This window comes from Methylobacterium sp. J-090, assembly GCF_022829345.1.
GTDB lineage: Bacteria > Pseudomonadota > Alphaproteobacteria > Rhizobiales > Beijerinckiaceae > Methylobacterium.
The window spans coordinates 43,427-49,426 of the sequence record NZ_JAKSXV010000022.1 but is presented as its reverse complement, the minus strand read 5'-3'; the positions used below and the strand labels follow the sequence as shown (position 1 = coordinate 49,426).

The window sequence follows — 6,000 nt, the reverse complement described above, 5'->3', positions numbered from 1 at the left end:
GGTACTGCGCGGCGCATAGAGGGGGCGGCCTTCGGCTTTGTTCGCCATGATGCGCTGACGCAGTTCAACGGCGCGCTGAGCGATGGCCTGGGCGTCGCAGCGGCGGCAGGGACCGCCGCGGCCCGCGGCATGGCAGTTGGTCGGGTTCTGGCAGGACGAGCGCGGCATCGAGCTTGAGCATAATCAGCAGAGCTGATCGTTGCCAGTCGTTGTCTCCTCCGGCACCCGGCGGAACACGGGCATGACGAACGCTGGAGGGCGGCGGCACATGGCCACCGCGCCCCGTCAGCATTACTCAGCAGCGACAGCCTTCCGAGGACGCCCCGCACGCTTCGGCTTCGCATCGGCCAGAGCCTCAGAAACTGTCTCGTCGGGTTGAGCGGCCTTGGCCTCGGCCGCCTTGCTAGCCCCATTTCGCTGCTGACCAAGACCAAGGGCCTTGGCGAGTTCAGAGCGCTGCGCCGAGTAGCCGGCAGAGACCATTGGGTAGTCCGCAGGTAAGCCGTACTTTGCGCGGTAGGCCTCAGGGGTCAGACCACGGATCGTCAGGTGGCGGCGCAGGGTCTTATAGGACTTGCCGTCCTCGAAGCTGATGAGGGCATCCGGCGTGATCGACTTCTTGATTTGCGCTGGGGTGGCCTTCTCGACCCCATTCTCCTTCGTGGGAGAGGCATTCCCACCCTTCGCAAGGCTGCTGATAGCAGCATGCACACTGGCAAGCAGATTGCCGATCTCACTTGCGGGGAGGGAGTTGTTGGAGACGTAGGCTGAGACGAGATCGGCGCTCAGCTCGACGTAATCGGACGCGTGGTTGGTTTCAGCTTCGTTCATTGAAAAATTCCGGCGGTAGGCGACGATGCCGCTTTAGGCGCAGTAATATTGAAAGATCAACAAGATTGGTCTGAAAACATCTAGATGCTGTGTTTTTTCCTCAGTTGCACATCCGTTTGAAGGCGAGCGTCAGACCGGAGCATGGGTAGGCGTGGAGCCGCCAAACAAAAAGGGCCGGGGATACCCCCAGCCCTTCAATCTGATCGCTCAGTTAAATGCTTACTGGCGCGGCCCCTGCGAGTTCCCCGCGTTCCCGGTGCCGACGCCGGTGTTGGAGCTTGCGCCGGTACCACCACCCATATTGCCGGAGCCTCCCGCAGCGCCGCCGGTAGGGGCCATAGTGCTGCCGGTGGCCGATCCGATGGAACGCTCCGAGCTCTTTTCACCGCTGCTCTTCACGCTGCCGGGATTGTTCATGTTGCCTTCCGAGCTTCCACCGCCGGCCGGCGTCTGAGCGAAAGCCGAACCTGTCAACGCGAGGGCAAACGAGGCCGCGAGGGCGAGTGTGGTCGTACGCATGTGCGTTGCTCCAATCTGGATGTGGCGTGCAAACGCGGGCACAGAGCCTTTCGTTCATTCCGCAATGGGCGAGCAGAGAAGGCCCTTTTCTGTCTTAGCCTCTAGCGTCCGTTCTTCCGATCAGCTGGATGCACCCGCGACATAGCTCCGCCGCCTGTACCCGTCGCGACGATTCCAGATTGGTCTCATGGCCGGGTCTGACTCTGCCGTTCCGGCAGCTTCTTTGACGGTTCCGCTGGGGAAATCATCCCCAGAGTTATCCCCTTATCCGTGGGGTGAATCGGTTTGCACCCTATGCCCTGCACAGGGGGTGCCGCCTCTGTCTGCTCTCGATGGCTGCCGCGGCGACCTCGGCGCATCCACGCCTGCCATTCCCGACTGATGATGCGGACGAGGTTCGGCGAGTTCTTCCGGCCCTCGTGGCGCCGCTCCTCGATGGTGAGCAGCCCGTCGCCCTCGGCGAGACGGATCGCGGCCTGGGCCAGCCGCCGGCACACGCCGGCCCGGGCGGCGATGGCGTCCACGCACAGCCCGCACACGCCCTTGGTGGCCACCTCGTCGCCGACGATGCGCAGAACCGCGAGCTGGCCGGTGGTGAACCGGGCCGCGAGGGCTGGCGGCATGGGGCCGGAACAGGCCAGCAGGCGCCGGCGGTCTCGGGATGCTGCCCTGTCGGGGCTCGCGGACCGCGCACGGGGCGGGAACAGGCTCGCCCGGCCGGCGGGGATGCCAACGGGCCGGATGCCGTCACGGATCGCGCTGCGGCGCCCGTGGAGCCGCTCGGCGAGCGCCTGGGCATCCTCGTCGCCCAGCACCCCGGACCCGTGCCCCTGCCAAAGCTGGCGAGACAGCGCGTCCATCTGCGCAAGCGTCCGCGCGTCCTCAATCGCGGCCTTCATGGCGGCGTGAAACATCGTCCCCAACCCTTTCGGGCCGCGGCAGGCACAAGGCACGACTTCTCGATGCGGGAATTGGCGTTCCCGCTTGACACCCGAAGGGGTCGTATGGCTTGTGGGGGACTGGTAGCGGCCACCACAGGCCATTTCGATTTCGCGGCCCTCCTGTTTGGCGACAGGGGGGCCGTAGTCGTTTCAGGGTCTATCTCGCGGCGGTGATCTCTCCTGATGCCGGCTCACGACTCGCACGAGCGAGCGGGGCCGGACATGGCATGTCGGCCGGGGAGCACGTTTAAGTCAACGGTAGGGAGATGTCAGGGATGGCCAACGCTGCACAACAGGCGCCGTCGCGAGTAGCCTTAGCTGCCACGGTAGGCTTCGGCATTCTGCTGGCCGGCGTCGGTACGATGGGCTGGCGTTGGTACAGCTACGTAACAGCTGGAGCCTCGCCCTATGATGAGGTGGGGATCGAGGTGAACCGGCGCTTGCCTGAGTCGCTGCGAGCCTGGGGGTGCGGGCGGATCAAAGAGCGGTTTCCCAAGGCCGTACCGCCGTATGGATGCCAGCCCGGCCAGATCTAAAGGCGACCGAAAACCGCGCTCGCGATACCCAATATGTCCGTCGGCAGGCCTGCGCGCGTTTTCAGGGAAGGGTAGGCTGGTCGATCATCTCCATGCTCCAGCCCTTAGAGTTCGAGATCCTGCCGAAAGCGGCGCCGTGACCTGTCCGCCCGTGGAGCCTCAGGATCTGGGCGCCGTCTACGCGCTGGTGGCGAGGCTCGTCGGGCTGATCATCGGAGGCATGGCCAAGCGGTAGGTCGGAACCGTGGCACCGGTCAGCCGTTCATCGGTGGGAACTCCACGAACCACCTTCACCCGCCCGGCTCACGCCGTGGCGGGTTTTTCCATGTGCACCTACCCTTGATGCGACAAAGGCTTCACGAAACTGTTTCCACCAACACGACTTTACCTACCCCCAACGGCCGATGACGCATCCGTCATGTGGCCAATCGAAAGCATTCCGTGAAAATCTCTATTCTTGCCGGCGTCGCCATGCTGATCGCCGTACCCGCGTTCGCCCAGGTCGGCCCCCCGCGTCAGCCGGGCGTCATTGTCCAGAACGAAGCCAACACCACCGGCAACGAGGAAAACATCGTGGTCTCTCGCGGGGCGACTGGCGCCGACACCGTGACGACCGACTCGGCTGCTGGCGGCAATGCCTCCCGTCCTGAGCAGGCGATCCCGAATGGTAGTGCCAACGGCGGCGGTCGCTAGTAGCCCACACCTGTTGAACAGCTTAAACCCGCCCGGCCCTGCCGCGGCGGGATTTCTACTACGTATCATAATGATCTTGACTACTACATCAGCGCTTGGTCATTCCTCAGATTGCCCGGGATTGAGCAACTGTCCCTCTGCTCGCATCTCGCCCCGGGCACGCAATAGGTAGGCTTGGCGCTCCATTAGGCTGGCGACCGGGGGAGGCACCCGGGCGTAGTTCAAAGCGCCGGGGACGGTACGCCATACACGACCAGGATTCTCGCCCTCAAAGAGCTGCTTTGCCCTCGCGTGGGCCTCAAGTTCCGACTGTCTGATCACGCTTCCCGCTCCGATTGCGGCGTGCTCATGCAGCAGAGCGCGTGAGCGTCGAGAATGGGGGGCTTACCCATGTGGCTGACACCTCTGGAAGAGCGTTGCGCCTAATTACGGGCGTCCTCATCCTTAAACCGCCTTCACCCGCCCGGCTCCGGCCCGGCGGGTTTCTAATGTCTTATAGGCATATTTCAGCTTTGGTAGTCCTCTGCCGGCTTACAGACGTAATTTCGGGAATGCATCATATGATAATGGTGGTCCCGTCAATTCATGCGACATATCATGAATCACTGAACGGTGAGATTTCCTATTTTTGAATCGGCGCAATCTCATGGCATTCCAAAAGCCAGTCGGAAAAGTTAAGTTTACTGTTCCGGGGGCAAGAATTCACCCAGTAGATATTGATTGGCCAATTTTAGAAGTTGCCTTACTTGCCCTTGCCCCGTTTGCGGTATTGTGGGCCAGATGCTTAATCTGGCTATAAATAAATCCAATCCGTCATATGATGATATCTCATTGGTACAAATAGAATAGATAAGTCCTAAGCGACGGGGTGCTCCCCTATCTGCGCTTCATGTCTCTCCCAAGACACCACCTTCACCCGCCCGGAGCAATCCGAGGCGGGTTTTTTGATTAAGGCATGCCATCCTCGTTTCGGCTCTGCAGTTCTAGCTCAAGGTAAATTCGTCTCACAAATTTTATTGTCGTCTGGGTATAAATATTTAGATAGCTACTAAGAGATTGTAAGTTTTCCAGCGTGAACTCTTTCGTGGATATGTAAGGTTTTTCCGCTTTTGGAAATTGGTACAATATGAGTCTAAACTTGTACCCATCAATATACTTATCGACCTCGACATAGCCGTGCGCCATGAAGTGACGAACGTCAGAGAACGAGAGCATCCTGTCGAGATAAGATAGAAGCTCGGCTTGATAGGGAGTTAGTTGAGGAAAGATATCAGCGGCCGACCTCAATTGCGAAATTCTTCGATCCAATGTGTAGGCGACTTGGTGACTCGACCCATATTTATCTGCAAACTTTGAATGAATACTTTGCATAAGATGAGCTGCAAGAAACTCCAACTGAGAATAACTGCTTAGTATTCTACCTCTCAGAAGGAAAAACTCATCGACCTCTGAACGAGTGGTATCATCAACCTCATTACTGACTTCAGATACTACTTTGTGGGATAAATTCATTCTTCCAAAGTTCTGTTGAGGCTGATGCTTTGCGCATAAGCCTGGCCTTACCTAAAATTACCCGCTCCCAACACCCGACCGGCTGCCATCATCGCACGCCGGGCTTTAGTTTTGGCGCTGCTGATCAAGCCCGCCGTAGGTGCTTCGGGATCGGCCGCGGCGGGAGCTTCTTGAACGGTGCTGGGATGCCGGCCGCCGTGGCTCGCGCAAGGAGACGGGGCAGGTATTCGAGCGCCTTGGCATCCTTGCCCAGGAAGTAGGCCTCGGACTTCTCAGGAAGCCAAACCGTCCAGAAGTGCTTGCGGAACGCTGCCAGCATCTCGTCGGGGTAGCACTTAGGGTAGACGATCCGCCCATCCTCAAAATCGTGCCGGTAGGTCGGCAACGAATCGGTGTCGATGCCCCATTCTTCGCGCAGCCAGCGGCAGAAGAACTGACCTTGCGAGATATCAGGCAGCATCTTCTCGGGCAGCGTGTAGCCCATCAACTCCATCGGGGCGATCAGCAGTTGGGTCATCTCGACGAGGATGGAGAAGTGCGCCGCCGGGACGTTCGGATGGTTCGTGGCGTAGCGACGGAGATGATAGGGGACCGCCGGCTGAGATGCGGCCCGGGCTCTGGACCACTCTCGCACCCAGCGTGCGACCTTCACGGCGAACTCTGGCGAGCACCACTGTCCGAGGTTCACCGCAACATCAGGATGGACCCATGTGCCCTGCAGGTCCGGCTCGCCGCCCCTAAGTGATTGAACGAGTTCCGTTATGGGAATTCCCATATCGGTCGAAAGCGCTTGAAGGAAGGCGATCGTCGTGCCGAGGCGCGCGTAGTCCGCATAGAGCTTGCCGTGCGCGCGGCACATGGCTGTTGCGTTGATGTAGCCATCACTCGGGCGCTGGCACACAAGGGCGCCACCTACCTGATGGGGGATGAGATCCAGATGCTGTTGCAAGGCTGCGACTGGTCCTGAC

6 protein-coding genes are annotated in these 6,000 nt (G+C 60.1%); 2 read left to right on the top strand and 4 right to left on the bottom strand.

The window, feature by feature from the left end:
• Positions 1-291: 291 nt before the first annotated feature.
• The 3 genes from MKK49_RS02755 to MKK49_RS02745 form a co-directional block, all read right to left on the bottom strand.
• Positions 292-831, bottom strand: coding sequence for a MucR family transcriptional regulator (locus MKK49_RS02755; RefSeq protein WP_244026530.1), 540 nt, complete (start codon positions 829-831; stop codon positions 292-294).
• A gap of 219 nt (positions 832-1,050) precedes the next feature.
• The gene (locus tag MKK49_RS02750; RefSeq protein ID WP_244026529.1) at positions 1,051-1,350 is read right to left on the bottom strand and encodes a hypothetical protein; all 300 of its coding nucleotides are present in this window, start codon (positions 1,348-1,350) and stop codon (positions 1,051-1,053) included.
• 185 nt (positions 1,351-1,535) lie between these two features.
• Positions 1,536-2,264: a hypothetical protein gene (locus tag MKK49_RS02745; protein ID WP_244026528.1), complete on the bottom strand. Its 729-nt coding sequence runs from the start codon at positions 2,262-2,264 to the stop codon at positions 1,536-1,538.
• A gap of 302 nt (positions 2,265-2,566) precedes the next feature.
• Here MKK49_RS02745 and MKK49_RS02740 point away from each other — a divergent pair, with 302 nt between their 5' ends.
• Complete coding sequence (locus MKK49_RS02740; RefSeq protein WP_244026527.1) at positions 2,567-2,827, top strand: hypothetical protein; 261 nt, start codon at positions 2,567-2,569, stop codon at positions 2,825-2,827.
• Between the two features lie 441 nt (positions 2,828-3,268).
• A complete protein-coding gene (locus MKK49_RS02735; protein WP_244026526.1) occupies positions 3,269-3,520 on the top strand; it encodes a hypothetical protein in 252 nt (83 codons plus the stop codon).
• A 1,636-nt stretch (positions 3,521-5,156) separates the two neighbouring features.
• Here MKK49_RS02735 and MKK49_RS02730 read toward each other — a convergent pair.
• On the bottom strand, positions 5,157-5,981 hold the full coding sequence (locus MKK49_RS02730; protein WP_244026525.1) for a KilA-N domain-containing protein: 825 nt from the start codon (positions 5,979-5,981) through the stop codon (positions 5,157-5,159).
• Positions 5,982-6,000: the final 19 nt, after the last annotated feature.

Excerpts from the sequence above, each read along its gene's own strand:
- MKK49_RS02755 (WP_244026530.1), bottom strand. The coding sequence starts at position 831 with ATGAACGAAGCTGAAACCAACCACGCGTCCGATTACGTCGAGCTGAGC.
- MKK49_RS02745 (WP_244026528.1), bottom strand. The coding sequence starts at position 2,264 with ATGTTTCACGCCGCCATGAAGGCCGCGATTGAGGACGCGCGGACGCTT.
- MKK49_RS02750 (WP_244026529.1), bottom strand. The coding sequence starts at position 1,350 with ATGCGTACGACCACACTCGCCCTCGCGGCCTCGTTTGCCCTCGCGTTG.
- MKK49_RS02740 (WP_244026527.1), top strand. The coding sequence starts at position 2,567 with ATGGCCAACGCTGCACAACAGGCGCCGTCGCGAGTAGCCTTAGCTGCC.